Annotated in this window: 21 protein-coding genes; 10 read left to right on the top strand and 11 right to left on the bottom strand. The window is 63.8% G+C overall.

Annotation, left to right across the window (positions count from 1 at the left end; genetic code table 11):
- Nucleotides 1–5: 5 nt before the first annotated feature.
- The gene (locus tag ACV7NL_RS16435; RefSeq protein WP_463356251.1) at nucleotides 6–617 is read left to right on the top strand and encodes a flavin reductase family protein; all 612 of its coding nucleotides are present in this window, start codon (nucleotides 6–8) and stop codon (nucleotides 615–617) included.
- Between the two features lie 141 nt (nucleotides 618–758).
- The gene (locus ACV7NL_RS16430) at nucleotides 759–1,268 is read left to right on the top strand and encodes a P-loop NTPase family protein (RefSeq protein WP_463356250.1); all 510 of its coding nucleotides are present in this window, start codon (nucleotides 759–761) and stop codon (nucleotides 1,266–1,268) included.
- A 29-nt stretch (nucleotides 1,269–1,297) separates the two neighbouring features.
- On the opposite strand, the gene ACV7NL_RS16425 is transcribed toward ACV7NL_RS16430, so the two are convergent.
- Nucleotides 1,298–2,227 (bottom strand): DMT family transporter, encoded by a 930-nt coding sequence (locus ACV7NL_RS16425; RefSeq protein WP_056185503.1) that lies wholly within the window; start codon nucleotides 2,225–2,227, stop codon nucleotides 1,298–1,300.
- Between the two features lie 325 nt (nucleotides 2,228–2,552).
- On the opposite strand from ACV7NL_RS16425, the gene ACV7NL_RS16420 reads away from it, so the two are divergent.
- Together ACV7NL_RS16420 and ACV7NL_RS16415 are read left to right on the top strand one after the other, a co-directional pair.
- On the top strand, nucleotides 2,553–3,632 hold the full coding sequence (locus ACV7NL_RS16420; protein WP_463356249.1) for an efflux RND transporter periplasmic adaptor subunit: 1,080 nt from the start codon (nucleotides 2,553–2,555) through the stop codon (nucleotides 3,630–3,632).
- Nucleotides 3,622–6,783, top strand: a complete 3,162-nt coding sequence (locus tag ACV7NL_RS16415; protein WP_463357146.1) for an efflux RND transporter permease subunit — start codon at nucleotides 3,622–3,624, stop codon at nucleotides 6,781–6,783. Before ACV7NL_RS16420 ends, ACV7NL_RS16415 begins: the two co-directional genes overlap by 11 nt.
- Nucleotides 6,784–6,976: 193 nt before the next feature.
- Here the strand turns inward: ACV7NL_RS16415 and ACV7NL_RS16410 are convergent, their stop codons facing one another.
- Entirely contained in the window at nucleotides 6,977–7,333 is a 357-nt protein-coding gene (locus tag ACV7NL_RS16410; RefSeq protein ID WP_463356248.1) for a hypothetical protein, read from the bottom strand.
- 284 nt (nucleotides 7,334–7,617) lie between these two features.
- Between ACV7NL_RS16410 and ACV7NL_RS16405 the strand changes: the two genes are divergently transcribed.
- Nucleotides 7,618–8,412, top strand: a complete 795-nt coding sequence (locus tag ACV7NL_RS16405) for a putative phage abortive infection protein (protein ID WP_463356247.1) — start codon at nucleotides 7,618–7,620, stop codon at nucleotides 8,410–8,412.
- Between the two features lie 93 nt (nucleotides 8,413–8,505).
- Here the strand turns inward: ACV7NL_RS16405 and ACV7NL_RS16400 are convergent, their stop codons facing one another.
- Genes ACV7NL_RS16400 through ACV7NL_RS16390 form a run of 3 tightly spaced genes read right to left on the bottom strand, consistent with a single transcriptional unit; the run spans nucleotide 8,506 to nucleotide 13,424 of the window.
- Nucleotides 8,506–9,471: a capsid protein gene (locus ACV7NL_RS16400; RefSeq protein WP_463356246.1), complete on the bottom strand. Its 966-nt coding sequence runs from the start codon at nucleotides 9,469–9,471 to the stop codon at nucleotides 8,506–8,508.
- A 39-nt stretch (nucleotides 9,472–9,510) separates the two neighbouring features.
- Entirely contained in the window at nucleotides 9,511–10,485 is a 975-nt protein-coding gene (locus ACV7NL_RS16395) for a phage protease (protein ID WP_463356245.1), read from the bottom strand.
- A gap of 14 nt (nucleotides 10,486–10,499) precedes the next feature.
- Nucleotides 10,500–13,424 carry a phage tail tape measure protein gene (locus ACV7NL_RS16390; protein WP_463356244.1) on the bottom strand — a complete coding sequence of 975 codons (2,925 nt, stop codon included), beginning with the start codon at nucleotides 13,422–13,424 and terminating at the stop codon, nucleotides 10,500–10,502.
- A gap of 676 nt (nucleotides 13,425–14,100) precedes the next feature.
- On the opposite strand from ACV7NL_RS16390, the gene ACV7NL_RS16385 reads away from it, so the two are divergent.
- Genes ACV7NL_RS16385 through ACV7NL_RS16375 form a run of 3 tightly spaced genes read left to right on the top strand, consistent with a single transcriptional unit; the run spans nucleotide 14,101 to nucleotide 17,199 of the window.
- On the top strand, nucleotides 14,101–15,390 hold the full coding sequence (locus ACV7NL_RS16385) for a DNA adenine methylase (RefSeq protein ID WP_463356243.1): 1,290 nt from the start codon (nucleotides 14,101–14,103) through the stop codon (nucleotides 15,388–15,390).
- Complete coding sequence (locus ACV7NL_RS16380) at nucleotides 15,375–16,355, top strand: ParB/RepB/Spo0J family partition protein (RefSeq protein ID WP_463356242.1); 981 nt, start codon at nucleotides 15,375–15,377, stop codon at nucleotides 16,353–16,355. The genes ACV7NL_RS16385 and ACV7NL_RS16380 overlap by 16 nt, the downstream gene beginning before the upstream one ends.
- Nucleotide 16,356: 1 nt before the next feature.
- Complete coding sequence (locus ACV7NL_RS16375) at nucleotides 16,357–17,199, top strand: hypothetical protein (RefSeq protein ID WP_463356241.1); 843 nt, start codon at nucleotides 16,357–16,359, stop codon at nucleotides 17,197–17,199.
- Here the strand turns inward: ACV7NL_RS16375 and ACV7NL_RS16370 are convergent.
- The 5 genes from ACV7NL_RS16370 to ACV7NL_RS16350 form a co-directional block, all read right to left on the bottom strand.
- Entirely contained in the window at nucleotides 17,196–18,332 is a 1,137-nt protein-coding gene (locus tag ACV7NL_RS16370) for a hypothetical protein (protein WP_463356240.1), read from the bottom strand. The genes ACV7NL_RS16375 and ACV7NL_RS16370 overlap by 4 nt on opposite strands.
- A complete protein-coding gene (locus tag ACV7NL_RS16365) occupies nucleotides 18,301–19,125 on the bottom strand; it encodes a regulatory protein GemA (RefSeq protein ID WP_463356239.1) in 825 nt (274 codons plus the stop codon). The genes ACV7NL_RS16370 and ACV7NL_RS16365 overlap by 32 nt, the downstream gene beginning before the upstream one ends.
- A complete protein-coding gene (locus ACV7NL_RS16360; protein WP_463356238.1) occupies nucleotides 19,122–19,550 on the bottom strand; it encodes a hypothetical protein in 429 nt (142 codons plus the stop codon). Before ACV7NL_RS16360 ends, ACV7NL_RS16365 begins: the two co-directional genes overlap by 4 nt.
- A gap of 75 nt (nucleotides 19,551–19,625) precedes the next feature.
- On the bottom strand, nucleotides 19,626–20,639 hold the full coding sequence (locus tag ACV7NL_RS16355) for an AAA family ATPase (RefSeq protein ID WP_463356237.1): 1,014 nt from the start codon (nucleotides 20,637–20,639) through the stop codon (nucleotides 19,626–19,628).
- Entirely contained in the window at nucleotides 20,639–22,291 is a 1,653-nt protein-coding gene (locus ACV7NL_RS16350; protein ID WP_463356236.1) for a hypothetical protein, read from the bottom strand. The genes ACV7NL_RS16355 and ACV7NL_RS16350 overlap by 1 nt, the downstream gene beginning before the upstream one ends.
- 611 nt (nucleotides 22,292–22,902) lie before the next feature.
- On the opposite strand from ACV7NL_RS16350, the gene ACV7NL_RS16345 reads away from it, so the two are divergent.
- Both ACV7NL_RS16345 and ACV7NL_RS16340 read left to right on the top strand, forming a co-directional pair.
- Nucleotides 22,903–23,409: a helix-turn-helix domain-containing protein gene (locus ACV7NL_RS16345; protein WP_463356235.1), complete on the top strand. Its 507-nt coding sequence runs from the start codon at nucleotides 22,903–22,905 to the stop codon at nucleotides 23,407–23,409.
- Nucleotides 23,410–23,932: 523 nt separating this feature from the next.
- The gene (locus ACV7NL_RS16340) at nucleotides 23,933–24,811 is read left to right on the top strand and encodes an SGNH/GDSL hydrolase family protein (RefSeq protein WP_463356234.1); all 879 of its coding nucleotides are present in this window, start codon (nucleotides 23,933–23,935) and stop codon (nucleotides 24,809–24,811) included.
- A gap of 103 nt (nucleotides 24,812–24,914) precedes the next feature.
- Here ACV7NL_RS16340 and ACV7NL_RS16335 read toward each other — a convergent pair whose 3' ends face one another.
- A complete protein-coding gene (locus ACV7NL_RS16335; protein ID WP_463356233.1) occupies nucleotides 24,915–25,739 on the bottom strand; it encodes an MBL fold metallo-hydrolase in 825 nt (274 codons plus the stop codon).
- Between the last annotated feature and the right edge of the window lie 34 nt (nucleotides 25,740–25,773).

Genomic DNA, 25,773 nt, shown 5'->3' with positions numbered 1-25,773 from the left:
CAGCCATGCATTACGACGCTGAGACCAAGGGCCTGCCCCACAACCCGCTGAAGGCCCTGGTGGCCCCGCGCCCCATCGGCTGGATCAGCGCGATGAACCGCGACGGCGCGGTGAACCTCGCGCCCTACTCGTACTTCAACGCGGTGGCGGCCGGCCCCGACATGGTCATGTTCTCCTCGTCCGGGCGCAAGGACGCCATGACCTTCGCGGAGGAGGGCGGCGAGTTTGTCTGCAACCTTGCGACCTACGACCTGCGCGAAGCGGTGAACGCCACCTCGGCGCCCCTGCCCCGCGGGGAGAGCGAATTCACCTTCGCGGGCCTGACCCCGGCGCCATCGCGAAAGGTGCGTCCGCCCCGGGTCGCCGAATCGCCGGCCGCCCTGGAGTGCAAGTGGCTGCAGACCGTGCCGCTCACGCCGCTCGACGGCAGCGACGCCTCCCACTTCCTGGTGATCGGGCAGGTGGTCTCGATCTACATCGACGACCGCTTCATCCGCGATGGCCTCGTCGACACCGGCGCCATGCGGCCGCTCCTGCGCGGTGGCTATTTCGACTACTTCACGGCGGAATCGGAGAATCGGTTCGAGCTGCGCCGGCCGGCGGGCGGGGGTGGGTAATACCTCTTCACCCCAAGAACATCCCGCTGATGGAAATACAGGCCGAGCGTGCAAACGGTCTGACAACACGCTGTCGTTGCCTCATTAGCGATCGTCGAGGACGATGTTGGGTCTGCGGCCATAGGACTGGATCGTCAGCCGATGAAGCGGATCAACGTCCTAGGCAATTCCGGCAGCGGTAAGTCCACGTTCGCGCGCTTGATCGGTGAACGCTTGCAGATTCCGGTCGTTCATCTCGACCAGCTGTTTTGGGAGCCGGGCTGGCGACAGGCTGATGCGGATCTTTTTCGGCGGCGCGTCGCCAGCGCCCTGAGCGGCGAGACTTGGATTTGTGAAGGCAACTATTCGAACCGAACGTTCGACCTGCGCGTTCCTGTCTCTGACCTCAATATCTGGCTTGAAACCCCTCGTCTGACCTGCGCCATTCGCATCCTGATCAGGAGCGCACGGCTCAAGGCCAGACCCGATCTGCCGGCGGGATGCGCGGAAGGCGACATTCGCAACGCGATCAATCTTGTTCGCTATGCGTGGCGCTTCGATGCCGCCCAGCGCGGCCGTGTGGATGCGGAATTGGCACGCTGGGTCGCCCCGAACCCCGTCGTGCACCTCAGAGACCGGAACCAGATCGCGCAGTTCCTCGGTGACCTCTAACGGCGTCCCTCAGCGGGCATGCCGGCGCCTCACCGCAAGCGCCGCCGCCCCACCCGCTCCGCGATCGCGATGCCGCCGATGACGAGGGCGAGCGCCAGGCCCTCGTGCCAGCGGAACGGCTCCCCCACGAGCAGGATGGCGAGCCCGGCCCCGAAGATCGGCACGAGGTTGACGAACAGGCCGGCCCGGTTCGGGCCGATCAGCTCGACGCCGCGCATGAAGGCGAGCTGCGCGAGGAGCGAGGGGCCGAGCGCCACGAACAGCACGATGGCCCAGCCCTTCGGCGTCGGCCAGATGGTGTGGCCGAGGGCCCATTCGGCGGCGAGCGGCGGCAGGGAGGTCACGAGGGCGGAGAGCGCCACCGCCGTGAAGAAGCTCAGGCCCGAGACCTTGGGCCTCCCGGCGAGCGCCACGGTGTAGCCGGCATAGAGCAGGCAGGCGAGGAGCATCAGCACGTCGCCCCGGTTGAACGCGAAGGTCGCCAGCACCCGCCAGTCGCCGTGGGTGGCCGCCACCACGGCGCCCGCCAGGGTGACGGCGACGCCGAGGACCTGTGCGCCCGTCACCGTCACCCGGTGGACGCCGTAATTGATGAGGATGACCAGGACGGGGATCGCCCCCTGGAACAGGGCGATGTTGATGCCGGTGGTGAACAGGCCGGCGGCGTAGAACAGGCTGGCATAGAGGGTGTAGCCGCAGGCCCCCATCAGCAGCACGGAACGCCAGTGGGGTTTGAGCTGGCCCCACTCCGCCTTGAGCCCGGCCCGGGCCGGCAACGCCAGGGCGAGGCAGGCGAAGGCCCAGCGCAGGCAGGTGAGCACCTGGGGCGAGACCTCGCCGGCCGCCCACTTGCTCGCCACCACGTTGCCGCCCCAGAGCAGCATCGTGAACACGAGGAGCGGGTAGGCCGTGGCCGCGGGCTCGGCCGCGCGTCCGGCGGGCGTCTCCGGGACGCACATGGGGCGGATCTCCCTGGGCTCGACCGGGCTCACGGCCGGCGACCGGGGGATAGCCCGCCCCGCCGCGCGGGGACAGGCCGTCCGGCGCAACGCCGCCATCGAAATCCGTCCGCGGCCGCCGCCCCGTGATCAACAGGGGCCACAGCCGGAGCCAAACGAGGAACCGGGGCCAAGTGAGAAACCGCAGCCAAGCGAGGAACCGCGCCCGAACCCATCCCCCGGTATCGATCGGCAGGCCGATTCCCTCTGCGGGTGAACACCGTTATGCCGGGCGGAACACAGCGGCGATACGACCGCGGATCAAGGGGGGAGGGCGAGACATCCGGTGACGTGGCGATCCCTCCTCCTCGTCGGCGTCCTGGCGGTCGGTCTCGGCGGCCTCGCCGTCTCGCCGCAGGGCGTCCTCCTCCTCGGCGAGCTGCGCGAGCGTCTCGAAGCCCTCCAGGCCCGCCCCGGGCCGGAGAAGCCCGCGCACCTGCCGGCCCAGCGCACCGCCGTGGAGGAGGGCCGCACCGTGGTGCGCCTCTCGGCCGCCGAGCGCGCCCGCATCGGCCTCGTCACCGAGGCCCGTCCCCTGGCCGCCCACCGGGAGGAGTTGCAGGCCTACGGCAGCGTCCTCGACCTCGCCCGGGTCACCGACCTGACCAATGCCTATGCCAGCGCCCGGGCCGCGCTCCAGACCGCCCAGGCCCGTGCGGACGTCTCGCGCAGCGCCCTGCAGCGGGCCAGGACCCTTGGCCCCTATGCCACCACCGTGCAGGTCGAGGCGGCCGGGGGCACCGCCCAGACCGACCAGGCGGCGCTGGCGGCCGCGGAATCGCAGGTGCGCACCCTCTCGGCCACCGCCCAGCAGGAATGGGGACCGGTGATCGGCCGGGCCATCGTCGAGCGCTCGGCCATCGTCACCCGGCTGATCGAGCGGACCGACTTCCTGGTCCAGGTCACCCTGCCGCCGGGGGAGTCGCTGAAGGGGCCGCCGGCCGCGGCCTTCGCCGAGGTGCCGCCCCAGAGCGCCCGGGTGGCCCTGGCCTACGTCTCGCCCGCCACCCGCACGGACCCGCGCATCCAGGGCCTGAGTTTCTTCTACACCGTGCCGGGCGACAGCGGCTTCCTGCCCGGCATGAGCATGCTGGCCTTCCTGGCGGCCGACCGCAGCGTCACGGGCCTGAGCGTGCCTGAGGACGCGGTGGTGCACTGGCAGGGGGCGGCCTGGATCTACCGGGCGGTCGGCCCCGACGCCTTCGCCCGCCACCGGCTGAAGGCCGACACGCCGATGTCGGCCGACGCCTACGTGGTGGAGGATCTGCCCGGCGGCACCGAGATCGTGCTCTCGGGGGCGCAGGCGCTCCTGTCCGAGGAGATGAAGAGCCAGCTGCAGGTCTCGGGCGGTGTCGATGACGATTGAGGCGCCGGGTTCCGGCCCCGAAGGCCCCCGCGGCCCCCAGGCGGCGCTGGTCGCCTTCGCGGTGCGCTTTCGCGGCATCGTCCTGGCGCTCAGCCTGGCGCTGGCCGCCTACGGCTTCGTGGTGCTGGCGGATGCCCAGTACGACGTCTTCCCGGAATTCGCGCCCCCCTCCGTGGTGATCCAGACCGAGGCCCCCGGCCTCAACCCCGAGCAGGTCGAGGTGCTGGTGACCCAGCCGGTGGAGGTGGCGGTCAACGGCCTGCCGGGGGTGGTCTCCCTGCGCTCGAGTTCGATCCAGGGGCTGTCGGTGATCACCGTGACCTTCGGGGCCGGCAGCGACGTCTATCGGGTGCGCCAGCTCGTCACCGAGCGGCTGACCGCCCTGGCCGGCCGCCTGCCGCAAGGGGTGCTGCCGCCGGCGATGACGGCGCTCACCTCCGCCACCAGCACGGTGCTGCTGGTCGGCCTGACCACGCAGACGCGCTCCGACATGGACCTCCGGACGCTCGCCGACTGGACGGTCCGCCTGCGCCTGCTCGCCGTGCCGGGCGTCAGCCAAGTCTCGGTCTACGGCGGTGCGGTGCGCTCGCTGCAGGTGCAGATCCGCCCGAACGACCTCGTGCGCTTCAACATCGGGGTCAACGACGTGCTCGCCGCCGCGCGCAAGGCCACGGGCGTGCGCGGCGCCGGCTTCGTCGATACCCCGAACCAGCGCATCGCCCTCCAGACCGACGGCCAGTCGCTGAGCCCCGAGGCGGTCTCCCGCACCGTGCTGATCAACGAGGGCGGGGCCAGCGTGACCCTGGCCGACGTCGCCACCGTGGTCGCCACCGGCGAGCCGGCGATCTCCGCCGCCCTGGTCGACGGCCGGCCCGGCGTGCTCCTCATGGTGGGCGCTCAGTACGGCGCCAACACCCGGGCGGTCACCGCCCGGGTCGAGGCGGCCCTGGAGGACCTGCGCCCTTCCCTGGCGCGCGACGGCGTGACCCTGCACGCCGACCTGTTCCGCCCGGCCAACTTCATCACCATCGCCAACGGCAACGTGCTCCAGGCCCTCGGGCTCGGCGGCATCCTGGTGGTCGTGGTGCTGTTCGTCTTCCTGTACGACTGGCGCACCGCCGTGATCTCGGCGCTGGCGATCCCGCTCTCGCTCATCGCCGCCGTGGTGGCGCTCCAGGCGCTCGGCGAGAGCCTCAACACCATGACGCTGGGCGGTCTCGCCATCGCCATCGGCGAGGTGGTGGACGACGCGGTGATCGGCGTCGAGAACGTGGTCCGGCGCCTGCGCGAGAACCGCCGCCTCGGCGGCCCGCGGCCCGAGGGGAGGGTGGTCCTCGACGCCATCCTGGAGGTGCGTACGGCGGTCGCTTACGCCACGATCGCGGTGCTGCTGGTGTTCCTGCCGGTGCTCGCGCTCTCCGGCATCGCCGGCCGGCTGTTCGGCCCCCTGAGCCTCGCCTACATCCTCGCGGTGGTGGCCTCGCTCGCCGTCGCCCTCACGGTGACCCCGGCGCTGGCGATGGGCTTGCTCACCGGGCGCCGCGAGGCCGATACGCGCGATCCGCCGGTGATGCGCGTCGCGCGGCGCAGCTATGCCCGCCTGCTGACCCGGATCGATCGCTTCCCGCGCCTCGTCATCGCCTGCGGCCTCCTCGTCACCCTGTCGGGCGCCGCGGTCGTGCCGTTCTTCGGCTCGACCTTCCTGCCCGATCTCAAGGAGGGCCACCTGATCCTGCACCTGGCGGCCGCACCCGGCACCGCGCTGCAGGAATCCATGCGGCTCGGCAGCCGCATCACCGCCGAACTGAAGGCGATCCCGGGCATCCGGGCGGTGGCGTCGCAGATCGGTCGGGCCGAAGCCGGCCAGGACACCGCCGGCACCCATTACAGCGAGATCCACATCGACCTCGAACCCGGCCTCGACGGGGCGGGGCAGGGGGCGGCCGAGGCCCGCATCCGGGCCGTGATGGCGGGCTTTCCCGGCGCCGCCTTCTCGCTCAAGACCTTCCTCACCGAGCGCATCGAGGAAACGGTCTCGGGCTTCACCGCCCCGGTGGTGATCAACGTCTTCGGAAACGATCTCGGGGCGATCGAGACGGCCGCCCGCGACATCGCCCGCGAACTCGCCGAGGTGCGGGGCGCGGCGGATATCCAGCAGAGTTCTCCCGCCGGCCTCCCCCAGGTCAATGTCGGCCTGCGGCCCAACGACCTGCGCCACTGGGGGCTCTCGGCCGTCGAGGTGATGGAAGTGGTGCGCACCGCCTACCAGGGCGACATCGTCGGCCAGACCTATGCGGGCAACGCGGTGTTCAACGTCCTGGTCATCCTCGATTCGGCCACGCGCGGCCGGCTCTCGTCCTTGAGCGACCTGCCCCTGCGCGGCTCCGGCGGCCGGGTGGTGCGCCTCGCCCAGGTGGCGGACATCTACGAGACCTCCGGTCGCTACCAGGTGCAGCATGAGGGCGCGCAGCGGGTCCAGGCGGTCACCGCCAACGTCACGGGCCGCGACGTCGCCGGCTTCGTCGCGGATGCCAAGCGCAAGATCGCCCGCGAGGTGGCCCTGCCCCCCGGCACCTACGTGAGCTTCGCCGGCTCGGCCGAGGCGCAGGCGCGGGCCAGGCGCGACCTCCTGGTCTATTCGGGGCTGGCCGGCCTCGGCATCGTGCTGCTGCTGGCCATCGTCACGGGAAGCCTGCGCAACCTGATGCTGGTGCTGGTCAACCTGCCCTTTGCCTTCGTGGGCGGGGTGCTGGCCGTCTTCGCCACCGGCGCCGTCCTGTCGCTCGGCTCGATCGTCGGCTTCGTCACCCTGTTCGGGATCTCCCTGCGCAACACCATCATGATGATCGCCCATTACGAGCACCTCGTGGTGGAGGAGGGGCAGGCCTGGAACCGGGACACCGCGGTGCTCGGGGCCGCCGACCGGATGGTGCCGATCCTGATGACGTCCCTGGTCACCGGCCTCGGCCTCCTGCCCCTAGCGCTGGGGGCCGGCGAGCCCGGCCGCGAGATCGAGGGTCCGATGGCCATCGTCATCCTCGGCGGCCTCGCCACCTCGACGGTGCTCAACCTCCTGATCCTGCCGACCTTGAGCTTACGCTTCGCGCGCTTCGGCACGGCGCGGGGCAGGGCGCTCGAACCGGTTGCCTGAAACGCCCTCGCCCGGGACGACCCGGACGGTACGGCGGCGTAGACCAGGGTGCCGGGACCAGGGCGCCGGATCTCGGACCGGACAGCGGCCGGATAACCGTCCCGGACCCGGGTTCTGTACCTGTCATCGCTATCTGGCGACGGGGAGAGAAAACTGGCGGGGGAATTCCGGGATTAGGCGGGAACCTGCGGGTTCAGGCGGGTCGCTTTTTGCCAGACGCACCATCACGAGTTCTGGTCCGCACGATCACTCGATTGACGGCGGAGCGTGAAGGAACACGCTCCGAGCCGAACCGCTCGATTGCAGCTTCGCGGATGCGATCCATGTCATCGGTGCCGAGGCGGTCCAGAATGAACGCTCGAACCTCTGGGTCTTTGTCGAGTTGGCTGAGGCGGCCGGTACGCTCGAAAGCGGCGGAGCGTTGTAGCATTGCCAGATATTCGGCCTCTGGGATCAGCACGCTTGGTATGCCGAAAGCGATGACGGAAACGGGAAACCGTGGAAGGATCGGCTCCTCCCCAGCCATGGTGATAAAATGCTCATCGATCATCAAAGCTGCCCCCCTCTAATGTTAACTTCGAGAACCTTCGTGTCTCCTCGCGGAGGCTGCAGCGGGTGGAAAGTGGTCGATTATGGCTTGGTCGACGCGTCTCTAGATGTGATTGCCTCGCTTGATTGAGGCGTAGAATATGATCTCAATTGAGCCTAAATTAGCATTCGAGAGGAATGATCGGATCTTGTTTAGGAGCGACGCTGAGCTCCAGCTATTTCCTCGTGAAGATAAGCGCCTTCATCAAGTAGTGATGATTATTTTCAAACCAAATGGAAAATTTAATGAACAGGGCACTATTTGGGCTTTTCGGACTCGCTGCGATAGTTATCGTCGGCGTTTTGGGACTTATGTATCATTTGTATAGCAATGATGCAGCCGCCGTCGCAATGCTAGGACAAAGAGCCGACTTCTTTGGAGGATTCACCAATCCACTCCTCACCTTTCTGACATTCATTGGCGTACTGATAACTATTTCTCTCCAACGAAAAGAATTGGAAGAGACCAGGATTGAGATTAGACGACAGGCCGATGCGCTTGAAACCCAACTGTTGGCGATCGCAAAGCAGAATTTCGAAGCCACGCTTTTCCAAATGCTAAGCCTGCACAACGACGTTGTGAATTCAATCACAGTGATTGATGGCAACGGCAAAGCTGCCAGTGGAAGGGCAGCATTTGCTGAAATCCTTAAGAAGCTTTCACGACATTACAACAGCCCTCCGCCAAATTACCCTACAGATCATCAAAGAATGCCTTATGTTTATGCAGATGTATACGATAACAATCGACACTTACTTGGTCATTATTTCAGAATGTTATTCAATATTATAAAATTTCTGGACGAAAAATGCCCGGCTGAAGCTGGAATGGCTCCTGCCGATGTGAAAATGACTTACGCGAGGGTAATACGCGCTCAGTTGTCTGACGCCGAATTAGCCCTAATGTTTTACAATGCTACAGTCGGCATGGGTAGCAAGTTTATGTCCTACATCACCGACTTTGATCTGCTTGATAATCTTGATGACCAACTCTTGCTCCACGATGCCGATCGAGCCCTACTCGCGCGTATTCGCCCCTAAAGCTCGCCACAATCCCTGGGCTAAGGCCGAGAACGGACCCAGCAATGGTACCGAGGCGCAATCTCGCTCCTTAGGTCCGTTTAGAGCTTGGACTTAGGTGGCATTCTGGATCAGATAACCAACATCTGGCGCGGTGATAATTTCGCGTACGCGCTCGCCTACCCGCATGACGGTGCCGCCTTCCAAACCGATGTTTTTGTCTTCCCAGGAGCCGGCGATGCGGGTCCCATACTGAGCCGTCATGCCGAACGTGGCGCCGCTCTCGGGCCGCGCTTCCGGGTTGATGAATAGCAGTGATATCGACTTGCCCCAGACCCGCTCGATGACCGGGGCCTGACCAGGGCGAGCCGTGTTGACGAAGCCCTCCCCGATCAGAAGCTTTGTCAGCCCCTCGCCTGAGAAGAGCCGGATGAACTCCTCCACCGAGACGATGCCGCGGCCGGTGACGTTGCCCTTGCAGGCGTTCACGATGTGAGGGTGCGACGACAGGATGGACCAGGTCTCTCGGCTCATCACCATCGTGTTGGGGCGGAAGATCAGCGTGCTGTTGAAGCTCTCCTTCAGCACCCCGATCGGGTCGGAGCCATCGTAGTCGGAAAAGCGATCCGACCCGCTGAGGACTAGGCGTCGGGCTGGCGAGTAGCTGCCGGGAGCCTGGATCAGCGCTGCCACACGAACTTCCCGGTCCGTCTGGATGAGGCTGGTCAACAGTTCGGTCGCCGTCGTGACGGGATTGAAAGTCCCCAGGCCGCGACTGCGCATCGCCGCAGCCTCGTTAATGTCCGAGATCGGGATCGCATCCTCCAAGCCATAATCCCTGACTTCGCTGACCTCTCGCGTGCCGGAGAACTCGACGCGCTCCACGCGGCCTCGGCGGCCGACCTGCGTATGAGGAAAGGTGAAACCCTGCTCGATCGGATGGCGCATCCAGCCGAACTTCTCGCCGCCGACTGGCAGGCGAGGCAGCACTTCATCGGCGATGAGGCGCACCCCGGAGTTGCTGTAGGCGATGGAAAGGGCGGTCAGCACCGGATCAACGGGAAAGGGGCGATTGGTCATGCTGTGAGGCTTTCGAGCTGGAGAGGGATGAGCCGGTGTTCAGCGGCCGGCGTTCGGGTTTGCAGCGGCGAACTCAATGGCGTCGGCGATCGAGAGCGTGGCACCGGATCTGATCTGCTGATCGCGGTAGCGGGTGGCACGCGCAGCAAGCGTCTGTGGCGTCTCGGAACCATCCGGGATGCCTGAGAGCGGACGGCCTTCCAGGCCTGATGGGCGCAGCAGCGGCGTCTTACGCGCGAAGAGCTGCTGGACCTGCTCGAAGCCGGCCGGCGTGGTGCAGAGGGCGGCGTAACCGTCCCGCTCCGCCGGCACGATTTTCTTCGCCTTCAACGCCTCTTCAAGAAGCGTCTCAATGGCGGCCTGGTTGTTGGTGGTTTGAAGGGCACCGAGCTGAGCAAGAACCGCCTCGTGCTCGGCCTTCGGCACCTGCTCGGCCCTCATTGTGCGCACGGCCGCAAGGCACTCGGCTTCCGTCGCCGCTTCACTCAAGCCGAGTGCGATCGCCATAGCCTGCAGCGCTCCAGTGGCAGGTCCGCCTCCCGTCCGAGCCAGCGCCGGCTGTCGCGCCAGCGCGGGTGAGGTGACGAGCGCGAGGGCCTTCAGGCGGGTTGCGCTCCCATCCGTCTGGAAGAAGCTCGGCGAGGTGTAGAGGTACTGGCGCGCCTTCAGGAGCGCCCGACCTTCATCGAGCCAATCGACCTTGATCTGAAGACCGCCCTGATGCTCCCGCAGCTCGGTGCCCCAGCCAACGGCCGGCGCCGGGCCGCCGAACAAGCCCGCAGCATCCGTGGCGTGGTTCACATCCACCGGGATCGAGATGCCATCCTCGTGGAAGGCCGCTATCAGGGTTGCGGCCGACACATCGAAGGCGCGCGCATCCCTGGTTTCGACCCGGCCGGTTTTCGGAAACACGGTGACCCACTCCGGGGCGCTGCCATCCTTGGGCAGAGGGTTCACCATCGCGAACAGAGCGACGCCGCTAGCGTCCGCGTGCTCCACCAGGCTCGGCATCATCATGCGTGGATCTGTCATGCGAGATTGCTCCCAAGATCGTGAAGGCCGTTGTCGCGGGTGTCGCGCGCCCGGCGATCCGCCTCCCGGCGAATGCCGGTTTCAAGGCTCGCCACGTCACGCACGCCGTGCACATGGATCGGACCGCTGACGTTGATCCCGCCGCGTTGGCGCAGACCGGCGCTCTGAAGGCGCGGCGTGGTCTGGCTGCCCCCCGTAGCGCGGACTGGCGAGGCCGCCGCAGGGGAACTCGATCCGTTGCCTGGCGCAGCTCGCGGGGCGGTGATGCTCGGCGTGATCGTTGGGGTCGCGGTGAAGCTGAGGGCGGATTTCATCTGTGCCGCCGCCGAAACCACGAGCGCGATCGCGGCCTGGACGCCGGTCGAGAGGGCGCCCTGGTAGCTCTGCATGCTCGCGACCGCCGGCCCGCTGAGATCCTGCTTCAAGGTCGTTTGAAGGCCCCGGGTCGCATCCTCGGCTTGCTTCACAGCGGTGATGATCGGCTGCGCATCGAACTTCGGCGCGGCAATGTTGGGCGATAGCGGGAAGGCCGTTGCAGTACCTGGCTGTCGGCCGATCCGCATGTCAGTCGTCGGGGCCGGTCCATTGAGGTCGAAGCTCAGGGGCACGGTTCGCGGCTGCGGAGCCGTCACACGTTGCTCACGGATGCGCCGCGCCTCTGCCAGCGCACGCATCGCGGCCTCCATGTTGGGGCGGCGGCCTTCCACGTCCGGCGTATCGAAGCTGCGTTGGCGCTCTGCGGCTGGCCGGCGCTCTTCCGGCCCCAGCACATCCTCGATCTGGTCGATGCCGGCACCGGGCTTCACCGGCAGCGTACGGGGCCGAACCGGCGGCAGGGGCACCTTCACCGCGCGCCGCAAGTCGAGCGGGTACGCTTCGTTGAAGGCGACCGTGCCGATCCCGACCGGCTTCACCTCGCCACTTAGCGGTGCGGTCGGATCGACACCCATGCGAAGCGGCTTCCGCTCGGCTAGTGCGGGATCGGCCTTTGCGCGCTCCACCTGTCCCTTGCGACGGCGGGCCTTCTCTACGGCCTCCTCGCGCACCCGCATCGTGGATGCGATCTCGTCCCGAGAACGGCCCTCGCGTAGTAGCTTGTCCCGGAAGGCTTTGTTGTCGGCCTCCAGCTCCGCGATGCGCCCCGTTTCCTGGCGCTCGCGGTCATCGAGCCAAGCCTTGCGGTTTTCCCGGATGCGCTCCGAAGCATCGCCCGTCGCCTGATTAAATGCGCCTTTCAGGCCGCCTTCGGCGTAGGCCTTGTTCACCCGCTCCAACGCAACAGCGATGCTTTGGAACTCCTTGGCCGCCTCGCTGAGGCCGGTGCTTAAGCCACCCGCATCAGCCGCGCGGGAGGCGGCGTCGATGAACCGGCTCCACGAGTTCGAGACACGATCGATGCTGGCCTGCGCATCCTTCGTCACTTGGACGAGATCGCGCAGCACGGTCCCGCCGGACTTGGTCTGAAGGCTCTCCGACAGCTTCTGCCACTCGCCGCGATAGGTCATCAGGGCGAGCATGCCCCGACCGAACTCCTGATCCTTGAAGAGCTTCGGCATCAGCGACAGGTCGCCCTTGGTCGCCTGTTGCGTCGCCTCCTCCAGCACCTCGACGAGGTTGCGGCCTTCCTTACGACCCCGCTTCAACGCTTCTTCGAGGTCGACGCCCATCTTCTTGAAGTTCTTGGCTGTCTCCTCGCTGTTGAGCTTCTGAAAGATGTTCGTCATCGAGACGGCAGCTTCTTCCGCCGTGCCGCTGCCCTTGCGGATGGTCTGGAGCATCGCGACGATGTCGGCGAGGCCTTGCTCCCCCTTGAAGCCCTGTGCCTTCGCGGCAGGCGACAGGCTCGGCAGGTAGCGAGCCATGTCCTTCAGTTCGAACTGCCCGGCCTTGCCACCAGCGGCCATGATGTCGAACGCGGCCTGCATCCGCTTGCCGGCGATGTCGAAATTGGAACCTACGCTGTCGGCCGACTTGGCGATGTCGTCCACCTCGGACCCGCTCGCCGCCGCCGTCCGGCCGACCGAGGGTAGGAAGTCCATCGCTTCCTTGAGGTTGCGCCCCTGCGCCACGAGGGCTTCGAGACCGCCCGCAAGCTTGTCGACGGGAAGCGCCGTCTCCTGCGCTAGGTCGTGGACGCTGGCGCCCAGGGTGTCGATCTGCGCGCGCGATGCCTCGGCCGTCTGGCCGATCATGGTGATACGCCGGTCGAAGGCGGCTGCCTGCTTGTAGGCGCCCGCCACACCGATCCCGCCGACCAGGCCGCCGACCAAACGGTTGCCGCCCGCGACGATGGGAGAGACGCCCGCCTCCTTCGTTCGCACCCGGCCTTTCGAGCGATCCTCTCGGGGATGCTCCGCGACCGGCTCGCCCCAGGGCCGAACCGGCTTCTCTGGAAGCCGGATGCGCGGCACGACCGAGGCAGCACGCTCCAAGTTGCGTGCGAGTTCGGCAGCAACGACCGCCGTCCCGGCGATGCGGGCGCGTTCGGAGCCGATCCGGCCGAGACCACCGGCCGTCTTCGCCGCAGATGATCCGGCGCGATCCAGATCCTGCGACAGGGCTCTGGCAACAGCATCGAGCCCGGCGACGCCGGCACGCTTCGATCCGAGCTTTCGGAGGGAAGCATCCGCCTGGCTTCCAGCGGTCACCACGCCATTCAGGCTGTGGCCTAAGCGGGCTGCGGCAGTCCCGGTGGCACTGAGCCCGCCACCGGCAGCCACAACCTGGCGCAAGCTGGCGTCGGCCCGGCCCCCGACAGTGACCACGCGGCCGAGGTCACGAGCGAGCGCATCGCCGCCACGGGTGATATTCAGCCGTTGGGCGGAGGTCCGCAGGCTATCGAGATCACGCTTGGCCTCCTGGCTCGGCCCCTTAAGGCCGTTGATGAGACGAAGGCGCAGAGCGACATCGAGGTTTGCCATCGCTCAGCTCGGCCGCTTGCTGAGCTGGCGTTCGGCAACGAGCTCGCGCCGATACAGATAGACGGTGCGCTCTGCGGCCCTGCTCGTGCGAGCGACCTTTACGCGCCGCATCTCGACGACTTTAGGACCGGCTACGCGTCCAAGCCCTTCGGGGAAATACTTAGTGCCACTTCTGGCCGACATGAACCCTCAGCTCCCGGCTGCCCTGCGCCGCTGAAGGTCAATGCTTGTTCCTTGGGCCAGTCAGAAAACACGCTGAACGCATTCAGGGCGAAACTGGCCTACTGCAGGGAGGTTCTGGTGTAATAAATGCGAACGGTGGGCCGTAACCCCCTCCCACAGCCCGCTTTCACGGGGATGGCCGAACGGCCGCCCGAAGGCGAATTCCGCGCTCGCTATTGAAGCCTAGCACGAGGCGAGGAGTTTGCTCAAAGGGTAGCCGTCCGTTTTAGGCCGCGGAGGCAGCTTGCTGCTCAAAAGGTACGATCGGAGCCCAAACGCCTCCGATCCCCCTCCAGCACCTTCAAACCACCTTTAAATTTGATCCTAACTCGGAGATGCAACTCGGAGCGTGAGCTGGGACCGAATTGGGAGCCATTTGTCCGACGAGCAACGCAGCTGCACAGCTTCATTCTTCGTGATCTGTGGCTGAAACATAAAAGCCACACCTACAACCTTGAGCAGCGATCAACGCCAACCTATGCCAAACAATCTTGACGAGCAAAATGATGCATGGCCAACGTCAAACACCAAGGAAAAGGTGCGCCAGATGGTCATCCCAGTGACGTACATGGGAACCAAAAGGCAGTTGGCCACCCATGTTAAGCAGATTGCTGAGGAGTGTCAGCCTGGCCCGTTCCTTGATGCTTTTTCAGGCATGTGCTCTGTTGGTTCTGCGATAGCGCCAAGTCGAAACATATGGTCGAACGACAAACAAGCGTTCGCCGCACTTGTTGCAGAGACCCGTTTCACAAGTAAATCAGCACCGCCTACACTCGCACGACTCTTAGATAGCGACTGGAGTGAAGCTGTCGAGCGCTCCGTTGTTGCACAGGATGTTTTATCCTACGAATTAGCGCTTGAGAGGGAAGCTCTATCAACCTCCGATCTATCAAAGCTGAACGACTTAAGCAGCATCGGTAGCAAAAGGCTGGGCTGTTATGCAGACCCCAGCAAGGTTTGCGGCTCCTTCACTGACCGATACGCCGGGACATATTTCGGCTTTCAACAATGCATAGATATCGATGGAATCAGACAGCATATAGATTTCATGTTCGATAGTAACACGGTCGACAACGACGAACATAAATGGCTCATCGTTGCACTTGCTGCTGCCATTTCGAAAGTCTCAACAACTACCGGACATTTCGCACAAGCATTGAAGCCTAAATCTAGCAACGTTAAAAAGTTTGTCGCTCAAAGGAAAAGGTCGGTAAAGACGGAATGGTTTGAAGCGCTTGGCGGACTTTCTCCAGCTGGGACGCAGCAATGGCGCCGAAGGAATAAGGTGTTTCGTTGCGACTCGGAAAAATTGATCGGTGAGCTGCGTCGAAGCCAAGCTCGACCCTCGGTAGTCTATGCCGATCCACCTTACACCAAAGATCAATATTCAAGATTTTATCACATCTATGAAACATTAGTTCTGAACGACACACCAGAAGTTACTGGTATTGGTATATACCGATCAGATCGGTTTACTTCTCAGTTTTCTCTTTCTTCAAACGTTGAATACTCAATTGAAACGCTGATTGCGCAGTGTGCAGAGATCCAAGCTGACCTCATTTTAAGCTACCCTACTAACGGCTTATTGCCGGACTCGGGGCATCGTATACCAGAGATGATCAACCAACATTATCGTAAATACCCGACATCTCTCGCTCTCGATCACGTTCACTCAACAATGGGCGGGTCCAAGGGGATACCGCGGAACAGCGTGACGGAAATGATATATTGGGTGAAACACTGATGCCCATTACGAGAAGAAGCCAGCGACTTCAGAGCTTGTCGCCAGCAGACATCCGGCCAAATCCTGAAAATCCAAGACTCATTTTCCGGCAGGAAGAGATGGAAAGCTTGATGCGTTCCATTGATACCTATGGAATTCAGGTACCACTCACCGTCTATAGAGAAGGTGAGACCTATTACCTCATTGACGGCGAACGAAGATGGCGATGCGCTAGAAAACTAAATCTCTCATCTGTTCCGGCAATTATTCAGGCAAAACCAACAGAACTTGAAAATCTTGTTTTGATGTACAATATCCACGCTTTGAGGGAGCAGTGGGATTATTATACAATTGCGTCAAAACTTGAGAGAGTTATTGACCTGTACGAAGTTGAGAACGGCCTTAAGCCAAACGAAGTAACCCTGTCTGAATTAACTGGTTTGACTAGAGGCGCAATACGTCGCTGCCAATTATTGCTTGAGCTTCCAGATCGCTTCAAAGATATGCTGATGGTAGAGCTTGATAAGCCGAAAGCACAGCAGCGGTTGTCGGAAGATCTCTTTATCGAGATGGAAAAATCTCTCAAAGCAGTAACCAGAAGGATCCCCGAATACTCTACAAAAATTGAAGAAATTCGCGATACTCTCGTAAAAAAGTTCCAAACTGGCGTAATTTCAGCAGTAACAGATTTTCGGCAACTGTCAAAAATTGCAACAGCAGTCGAAGGTCTTGGTGTTGCACAGAAAACGGCACGGCGGGCGCTCGATCAAATTTTCGATCCAAATAAAAAAGTTACTATTCGGCAGGCTTACTCTGAAACAGTGGAATTCGAGTATGGGGAGAAAAAAGCGTCGAGATACATCACTTCGCTCGTGTCCTTCTTAGACGAAGTGACCGCCGAAGAAAAACTTGACGACATTGACGACGAGCTGCGCGATGAGCTGGAAAGCCTCTATCGTAAGCTTGCGAAACTGCTGAGGCATTGAAATGCCTACGGCAGGCCTGAGTTCAGGCGACTCCTTTTTGGTGGACGCGGCCAAAGCCTTCTTTGTGCAGCTGTATCAGAACCCTACAATTCACCTTGGCACCGCAGTTGATAAAACATTGCCTTGGGCGCCGACCATGCACTTTCGTGTACATGATCATTTAACTGTTGTCGCCGAGGTTTCAGAAAATCCTTATCCACTTATCTTGAATTTGCGCCGGACCAACCTGCTCAATCTAGATATGCCTGTTACTGTATATTCTGTTTGTGCCGAAGAAAGTTATTTGGCAAATCAAAGTGACTATAAACGTCTTACAGCCGACGGGTTCGGAATGATAACTGTATCGGCCGATGGGACTGCTCAGAGACGTACCAGTTCGATACCACTTATTCAGCAAATCACCGATGTAGAGTTTGGGGCAGATATAAGAGGTCTGCCGGCCAAGATTAGGGGTAGATTAGCCGAGTCGTTTGATCGCTATAAGCATAGCGCACCGACAGGTGCTGCGGACATAGCGGAAATAATGGAGGGTTTGGTGCTTCGTGCTGGGCGCGACGCTGCATCAAAAGGGTGGATTGCGAACGCAGATGCGAAGCCAGGTGGATCAGCTCGTACACTTGCAGCGATGCAAAAAGCTCCTCAATGCACGGGTGCCGCAGCAGCCCTAGGTGCTGCACAAGCTTTTATCAGTATGTATAGAAATCTCGGCCACCATTTCCCGAAGGACCGAAAGCATGCAGCAAAAAAATACCGAGATTGCCGGCATGGGTTCTTAGAAGGTCTTAAGAAAATCGGGTTCTTTCGAGAGCAGATGAAAAACATCGGCCTTAGCGGCGGATTTTAATAATCCAATGCATCCTTGAGCCGCCGGTCGATCATAGGCGCCAGCATCAGATCCAACGCCCTTCGCGTGCCGGCAGCTGTCAGGCTGTGAAGTCCGCCTTCGTGACCGAGGTGCGTCAGCATCCAGTCCGATAGAGCAGCCTCACTCGTCTCCGTTTTGTTAGACTGGTAGTCGCGCCAAAGCTTCCAGATCAGGTTGGCCTGCGGCTGGGTGATGAAGCCCGGCATGTCCGCTATCCGGGGCGGGTGCTCCGGCGAAATGAACCCTCGGGAGTAGTAGTAGGCGAGCAGACGGCGCTGGCCACGCTCATCGAGATCGCGGGTGGCCACGCACCCGCCACCGATTACGGCGACGAAGCCGATGTGATCGGCGTAGGGCAGGCGCAAGCCGTAAACGGCAAGGTGGATCTGCCCGAGGACGAAGCGCGACATTGCGTGGCGTGGAGGAAGACGCAGCCGCACCCCGAACCTCTGATGCAGATGGGCAAGCATCATGTAGAAGTTGGCGCCTGTCAGGCGCTCCGAGCGCTCGGTTTGGCCGACCTCAGCGAGCAGCGCCGCGAAGGCCGAACCATCGAGCTCGGCATGCAAGCGCGCCTGCTCCAGCCAGGCGAGGTAGTCTGGCGCGACATCCGGCAATCCCTCATCGCGGAAGCCGAAGCCGAAGAGGTAGTCTATCACCAGGTCGAACCGGCTGCGGGTCGCGCGCAGGAGGCCGCCATCGGCCTTGAGGTTCGTGATGAGGCGGGCGAAGATATCGGCCGGGATTGTAGGCCACTGCGCTGCCCGATGCAGCAGCATGAAGTCGGTGTGGCGCAGCTCGCCATCGGGAAGGGCTTGCTCGGCCGCCACGAGGAAGCGCAGGCGGTTCCCAGCCAACTCGGCCGTAAGCACGGGCGGTAGGCTCGTGGCGGCGATGTCCCGGCGTCGGGTCCGGCCCTGAATGACGGTGCGTACCTCGACGGTCGCACCGAGCCATTCGCGACGATGGCCGGCCGCGATCTCTCCGGCGATACGCCTCATCTCGCCGAGCGAGATCCCGGCGGCCTTCGCCACCAGGCGCAGCGAAACGAAGGCGTCTGCCTTGGGAGGCCTGCAACTCTCAGCCATGTCGAGCCTCGTGCTTTGGGGCACTCCGTGCCTTCATCGCCTTCAGCGACGTGATGACCTTCCCGGCTCCGGCCGTGGTCAGGAACCGCAGCGTCGAGGCGCGGTGATAGCGCTCCAGCCATGCGTTCAACTCGGCTTCAACTTCGGAGCCGGACCATTCACGCCAGAGGGCGCGGATCAGTTCGACCTGTTCGGGCGAGGCGAAGCCAGGCCGGCGACCGAAGCCGGGCTTGGTCACGGCCAACGGCTCGCGCTCGAACCCTTCGGCTTCGAGGAAAGCCATGCATAAGTCGAAGCCGCGTCCATCCAGGTCATTGGCTGAGACGACGCCACCGTAGCCCTGGAGCATGCTGTAGTAGCGTCTGTCCTCCATCGCGTTGCGCTTGCGCGCGACCTGTATCAGACGGACCTTGGCTGGCGTGATGGTTCGGCGTGCCGCCACGAAAGCCGCAACGTCGAGGCCGCGCTCTTCCCAACGTGATAGGAGATCGATCAGGCCCCGGCCGCCGAGGTCGCGCAAATCGGCGACACCGCCGTACCCGCGCAGATCGGCCGCGTAGACATGCGGCGAGAGGCCGAGCTGCTGCGCGGCCGCATCGATCAGCTTGCGGGTGGCGGCCGACAGGATAGGCCGCTGCCGGCACTGAAACCGGATGACGGCGAAGTGATCCATTAGCCGGGCGAAGCCCTGAGCAGTCAGGGCCTCGACAGTATCTACGCCGCCGCAGCGGCGCAGGATCTCCGCGAACTCGGCGGGATCAGAGGCCGCGGCCTCTCGGGCGCGCTCGATGAGCTTGAGCTGCGCCGGCCGGATCACAGGCGTGCCTCTTCGCTAGCGAGGCCAGCGCGATCATCCAGCGCCCCCAGCCGGGCGGCGATGGTCTTCATCACATCGACAACAAGGTGCGACGCCTTCAGTAGGTCGCTGTCTGCATCGGCATCATCGATCAGCGCCTTATCGAACAAGTAAGCGAGCGCAATGAGATCGTGGCTGATCATAGAAGCATCCATGACGATCCCGCGCAGTCGGAGGGCATGTTGCTGCGACGTAGCGAGTTGAGCTTCGTATTGGCGCTGCTGGGCGAGGCGCATCGTTTCAGCCTCGCCTAGCATCCTGTGCCAGTTGTCGAGGAGTGATTGTGGCACGTCGTCCGGCACCAGGTGCCGGGCGGGATCGACACGCATGCTGCGCGAGACGCGCGGCATGGTGTCTGGGGCGATGGGGGATGCCTGTGCTGCCATGGTGCTGTGCCTCATCTCCTGGAAGGTCAGCCGGGTCGGAGCTGGCCTGGGGTACGCAACGAAGGGGGAGGGGGGTCAGCGCCGCTTCGGCAGGCGCTTGAAGCTGCTTTGACGCTCGACCTGCGGGGCTGCCTTGGCCCTCGCCAGGTCACGCGAGAAGTGCGGGAAGAGCGACAGCGCTTCGCGCAGATGATCGACGTTGACCGTCCGGCTGCCCGCCGCCTCCGCGACAGCACGGGCGATAGGCAGCACCTTGCCGATGCCGTCCGCGTGGTGGGTCTCGGCGAGGGTACGGCACAGCCGGAGCGCTTCGGGGTCCTCGACGGCATACTGGCCGGCAAGCAGATCCGCGTCCGCGTCGAGGATACAATCGATCTCTTCACGGATCGGCAGGCGCCGGGCGATCTGCCTGATGGCGGCCTTCTGCGAGTTGACGAACTTCAGTACCTCGTCGTTGCCGAGGAACAGCATCTGGACGCGAGCCTGATCGCTGATCGCCAACAGGTCGCGCGCCACGCGGTCGGCAAGGTTCTGCGCCTCGTCGAATAGTAGGACGGGAAATTCGCTGGCCCGGCTACACAGGAGCTTCAGCGTCGCGGAGACGCTGTAGACGGTGCGCAAACCGACGTGAGGAGCGACCTCCTCCAGCACCGCCATGGTCGAATTTCCCATCACGCCAGTGACGGTCACGAGGCCAACCGGTGGCCCTTCCATCGTGCCCGAGCGGCGTACCGCCTCCTCCAGCGCACGCGTCTTACCGACGCCGGGCGCGCCGGTGACGAGCCCGTTATGTCCAAACCGTACACAGCGGTCGATCGTGTCGAGCACGACTTTGGCCGCCGAGGTCATCACGAACGGGGTGTCCCGGCTGGCGTAAGCCTGACGGCGAGCCTCGAACGCCTCTTTCTGGGCGGCTTCGGCTGCGCGCTTTGCAGCGATCTCCGCACGCTTTTGTGCCAAGCTTTCCTGACACCTGCGCTCTTCGCGATCTTCCTCCTCGCGCTCCAATTTGCGCTGGAGGATACCGCGCTGGAGGTAAAGGGGGAGGTGGGCATACTTGGGGTCAAGCATGGGGGTGAGGTCGTCCATCACAAGCCTCTGAAGCGTTCGACGCGTTCAAGGGTGGCCTTGAGCTTGGCCTGCTTCTCCTCGCGGTCGCGATCACGCCGCTCGGTCGGGCTTTCCATGATGCGCCGGCCGATCTCGGCACGGTCCCTGCCCAGCTCGATCGTGCCCTTACTTGCCGGTACAGGAGGCCCGGATTGACGGCGGCCGGAGGCGATCATCTCCGCCACCACATCGATCGGATTGAGGTCGGTCGCCTCAGACCGGATCGCGTCGCGGGCCACGCCCTTGCGGCGAGCCGCTTCCGCGGCCCCGGCCGGATCGAGGCGAGAATAAACCGGGTCGGGGCGGGCAATGCCGATGTATTCGCCCTTCGTCGTGAACACTGGGACGGCTGGCCAGCACAGGTACTTCGGCAGGCGGATGCTGACCCTGTCGCCGGTGTGGCGAGCCAGCGCGTCGCAATAGAGCCATTCCCCGCCGACGCTGATTTTGCCGTCCTGGACCGTGCGCGTAGCCTCCTCCGAGAAGGCCGTCATCAGCGCCAGTTCGTCCACGTCGGTGCGCTGCCAGCCGGCTGCGACCGCCTGCGCGTAGGCTTGCTCGGGCGAGCGCCCAGCGAGGTCGCCGGTCTGCCGCTTCGTGTTGTAGAAGGCGAGCAGCCCAACGAAGTCGTGGGCGAAGTCGTCGAAGCTGCCGTCGAACGGGGAGGGCGCCTTGCCGAGGTTGGCCCGCCGGGAGTTCATGCGGTCGCCGCCGATATAGCCAGGAACAACCGAGAGGATTGTCTGCTCGATGACGCGGAACGAGCCTTCGAGGATGCCCTTGGCTGCCGCATTGTAGGCGGTCGCCCGGATCAGCGCCCTGCCCCGGCCGAAGTCCTCGCAGTCCAGGCCGCCGAGGCGCAAAGCGTCCTTTAGAAACTCGGCAAAACCGTACTCAGAGCCGTTGTCGAGATAGAGCTTCGCCGGCATGCCCCAGTGAGGGTCCTGCGTCATGTGGATGAAGCTGTCGATCACGTCGCTGTTGCGGATCGCCGTGCCGGGCTCACAGAGCACGAGGTCGATGCGCACGCGTCGGGTGCCGGCATCGAGCCAGGCGATGCCCTTGGGGGTCGCCAGCGTGCCGTCCGGGCGGGCAACATACACATCGAAATGGTGAACATCGCCGTAGACGAGTTCCATTGGCGCGAACCCGGACGAGGTGAGACGAAGGCGTGAGCGCTGATCGTCCCAAGCCTTGATGTCCGTGCGGTACTGATGGACGCGCCGGGCGCTGCGGCCCGCCTCGACGACGCCCTTGGGCAGTTCGCACGCCGGCATGATCTCGGCGAAAGTGCCGCCGATCCTGGCCTTAAGGGTGAGATCAGCGAGGTATTCGCCGGCAAGGCGCTGGACCACGCTGTAGACAGCGCCACTGCCCCATAGGTCGCGGATGCGCTGGTGGACCTTGCGGGCGATCTCGGCGCGCAGGGCGTCATCCAAGCCGGCAGTAGCGGCATCCCAACGCTTCGTGAGGATCAGGCGGCTCTCGGGCTTCGTCTCGCGGCGCTTGCGGATCAGCCCCTTCAGGCCGCCGGCCGTCGCCTTGCTGACCTTGCGCTCGATGTCACGTAGGCTCGGCGTGAACCACACCCCGTGCGGGCCGCAAACCTCAACACCCGCTAGCGCTTCCACCGCGGAGCGTCGCTCACGTGAACCCTTCGGGTGCGTCAGTGCGGGCCGGAGGAAATGAGCCCACCATTCGGCCGCTAGAACGGCCTTTGCTGAGGGGTTCAACTGCCCTTCAACAGGCGTTTGCAAGGTCTGAATGCGGAGCTGCAGATCGGCGGGAAGGCTATCAATTCGAACTTCGTAGCTGCGTCCGGAACATCCGCCCCTGCCGTGCCGATCTTTAGTAACGAGCCGGGCACCATGCCAAGTAAATTCCGGCTTACGGCATGTAAGCGAGAGGACCTCGTGTGCGCTCTGCCTACCTATTCCGGCAAGATCAGCAAGTTCTCTCGTTGTGATCCAGCCAGAACCGCGCATCAAACGACCAGTCTGGCAACGGAGTGGCTGATGATGCGCTCGCGGAGGGCGCGGGCCGATACGCCGTCACGGCTCCCTTTGAGTGCGGCGGTTGCCCATTGACGAGTAACCTTGTTTTCCTCGCACCACTTCGAGAGCGATGAGCCTTGCTGTACGAAGGCAGCCCTGACAGCACGGAGCAGTTCAGGTGACGGCGCTACCATCCCCCAGTCCCTTTATGAGTTCAATTTGCAATCATATGGTTGCAGATTGAACTCATGTCAACGCTTCAGACAGACACAGCAGTCGTCCTGCTCGCACTGAAGAGGCACTTCGGGGTCGAGAGCGATGAGTCTTTGGCGGGAAAACTATGCGTCGCTAAAAGCACAATCGCGACTTGGCGGCGTCGAGGCGGAATTCCAACTAAAACAGTTCGAGAATTGGAAGCTCGATATGGCCTCACATTCGACGATTTGACTAATCAAAACTCTAGCTTCCTAAGAGACTATGTCTTGCGTCAAGCATACTATGTAGTTGTGTTCAGAATGCACAAAGAACTCATTGAGTTAGACGTGACTGAGGCTGAACATTGGAATTTTGCGGATGATATAGCGCTGATAGAACCCTACCTTAGACGCGCAATAGTCCGTGCCGCATCTCTAGATGAATATCAAGGAGTAGCAGGTGCTGCTTCGTTTCTGCTTGACTTGAGAGCAAACAAACTCAGCAGCCAAGCCTGGGTGGCTGAGGCGATGGCAGAGCGCCGCAGCGACCTACCGAAATAGGCGAGGGGGCAGGCGACCCTACCAATACCCCTACCAATGGGATGCCACAGATAGTAGCCCCTACCAAAATCCTGAGTAATTTCAGTAGGCTATCTATATCTGGCGGTAAGGAGCGGGGTAGGTTCGGGCTACCAATCGGACACAACTATGTCGTTGTGGCTGCAAGGTTTTTTCGATCTGCCGCCAATTAGTGACAGCAAGCACCCCGCCAATTTCGCTCCGCGGCCCCAGAGCCTCGTTCCCGGCCCCATGAACGCCGTTCGCATAAGATATATTATGGAACCTGCCCAGCGAGAATCAGGGCAGGGGGCTCGTGCTGACGAAAGGTTCACCGCTTTCCGACACCCGGTCTTCACGCAATCTCGACACCGGCGATTCACGTCATCTGCAGATCACAGTCCGGCCGGCAGGATCTCGGGACTAAATCGCTGGCGGATGTCACAATTCCCCCTCATAATACATGATACCGGACGCTATCCCGGCGGGTGCCCGTCCGAATCCATTCTCTTCCGAAGCGAACGCGATGCCGATTCCCGCACGCCCCTCCGCAGCCCTGACCCTGGCCCTGATGGCCCTCGGGTCCGTTGCGGTCGCCCTCGGACATCCGGCCCGGGCCGAGCCGGCTCCCGTCCCGAACGAACAGACCGATCCCGAGCGGTTGGCCCTGGTCCAGACGCCTGCAGCCGTCGCGCCGCCCATGACCGTGACGCGCGCGGCGATCCCGCGCCGGACCCTGGCCCGCCTCCCCCGTCTCGCCAGCCTCATCGCCCAGGGCCAGCCCATCCGGATCGTGGCCTTCGGCTCCTCCTCGACCGAGGGCTCCGGCGCCTCCTCGCCGAACACCACCTACCCGGCGCAGCTCCAGCGCGATCTCGAGGCCCGGCTGAGCGGGATGGGAGCCGCCCATTCCGCCGTCACGGTGCTCAACCGGGGCGTGGGCGGCGACGATTCGGAGGCCATGGCGCGCCGCCTGGAGCGCGACGTGCTCGCCGACAAGCCGGACCTCGTGATCTGGCAGACCGGCAGCAACGACCCGATGAGCGGCGTCAGCGTCGCGCGCTTCTCCGAACTGACCCGCGCCGGCATCCAGGCCATGCGCGCCACCGGCGCCGACGTGGTGCTGATGGACCAGCAATGGTGCAAGAAGCTCTCGACCACCGACGGGGCCGAGGCCTACGGCGTCGCCCTCCACGCCATCGCCACCGAGCTCAACGTGCCGGTGATCCGCCGCAATGCCCTGATGCGCGCCTGGGCCGCCCAGGGCCTGCTGACGCCGACTCAGATGATCGGCCCCGATGGTCTGCACATGACCGATGCGGGCTACGATCGCCTGGCCCAGGCCGCCACCGCGCAGATCCTCGTCAATGCGGGCCTGCCGCAGGACGCGAGCACCCGGAACTGAGGGCGAGACCCCACCGCTACGGCCGAAGGGGCTTCGACAGGAGGTCAGGGCCGTCGCTCGCTGGGGGCAGGGAGGTGGGGCGTTCCCCCCTCCTCCCGGGCCCTCACAGGTCCAGCGTGACGTTCAACCCGTCATAGGCCGGCACCACGTTCGGCGGCAGCCTGGCGCTCAGCGTGGCGTAGTCGAGATCGGTGTGCAGGTTGGTCAGGATGGCGCGGCCCGGACGCACCCGCGCGATCAGCGCCAGTGCGTCCGAGACCGAGTAATGCGTCGGATGCGGGGTCTCCCGCAGGGCGTCGATGATCAGCAGGTCGAGGCCGTGCAGCCGATCCTGCGCCGCCTCCGGCATCAGGCTGACATCGGGGGCGTAGGCCACCGGGCCGAAGCGAAATCCGAGCGCCGCCTCGTTGCCGTGCTCCAGGCCGAAGGGCAGGGCCGTCACCGCTCCGCCGGGGCCGTCCACCTGCATCGCCTCCCCGTCCGCCAGGTCGTTCATGTCGAGGATCGGCGGGTACTCGCTGCCGGGCGGGGTCTCGAAGCAATAGCCGAAGCGCGCCTCCAGCAGGCTCCGGGTCCGGGCATCGGCGAAAACCGGAATGCGCCGGCGCATATGGATCACGAGGGCGCGCACGTCGTCGATGCCGTGGGTGTGGTCGGCATGCGCATGGGTGAAGAGGATCGCGTCGAGGCGCTGGACCGCCCGCCCCAGCAGCTGCTCGCGCAGGTCGGGGGAGGTGTCGACCAGGAGGGTGGTGGCCGCGTCGCTCCTGGTCGCATCGCGTCCGTCTCTATGCCGCTCGACCAGGATCGAGCAGCGACGGCGCCGGTTCCTCGGCTCGCCCGGATCGCAGGCCCCCCAGCCGTAGCCGACGCGAGGCACGCCGCCCGACGAACCGCAGCCGAGGATCGTCACCGTCAATGAACCCATCCGCCCCTCCGTGCCCGTTGGTATCGGAGGCGGG

The organism is Methylobacterium sp. Ger2507 (assembly GCF_055231875.1).
This window is presented reverse-complemented; position numbering and strand designations above follow the sequence as displayed.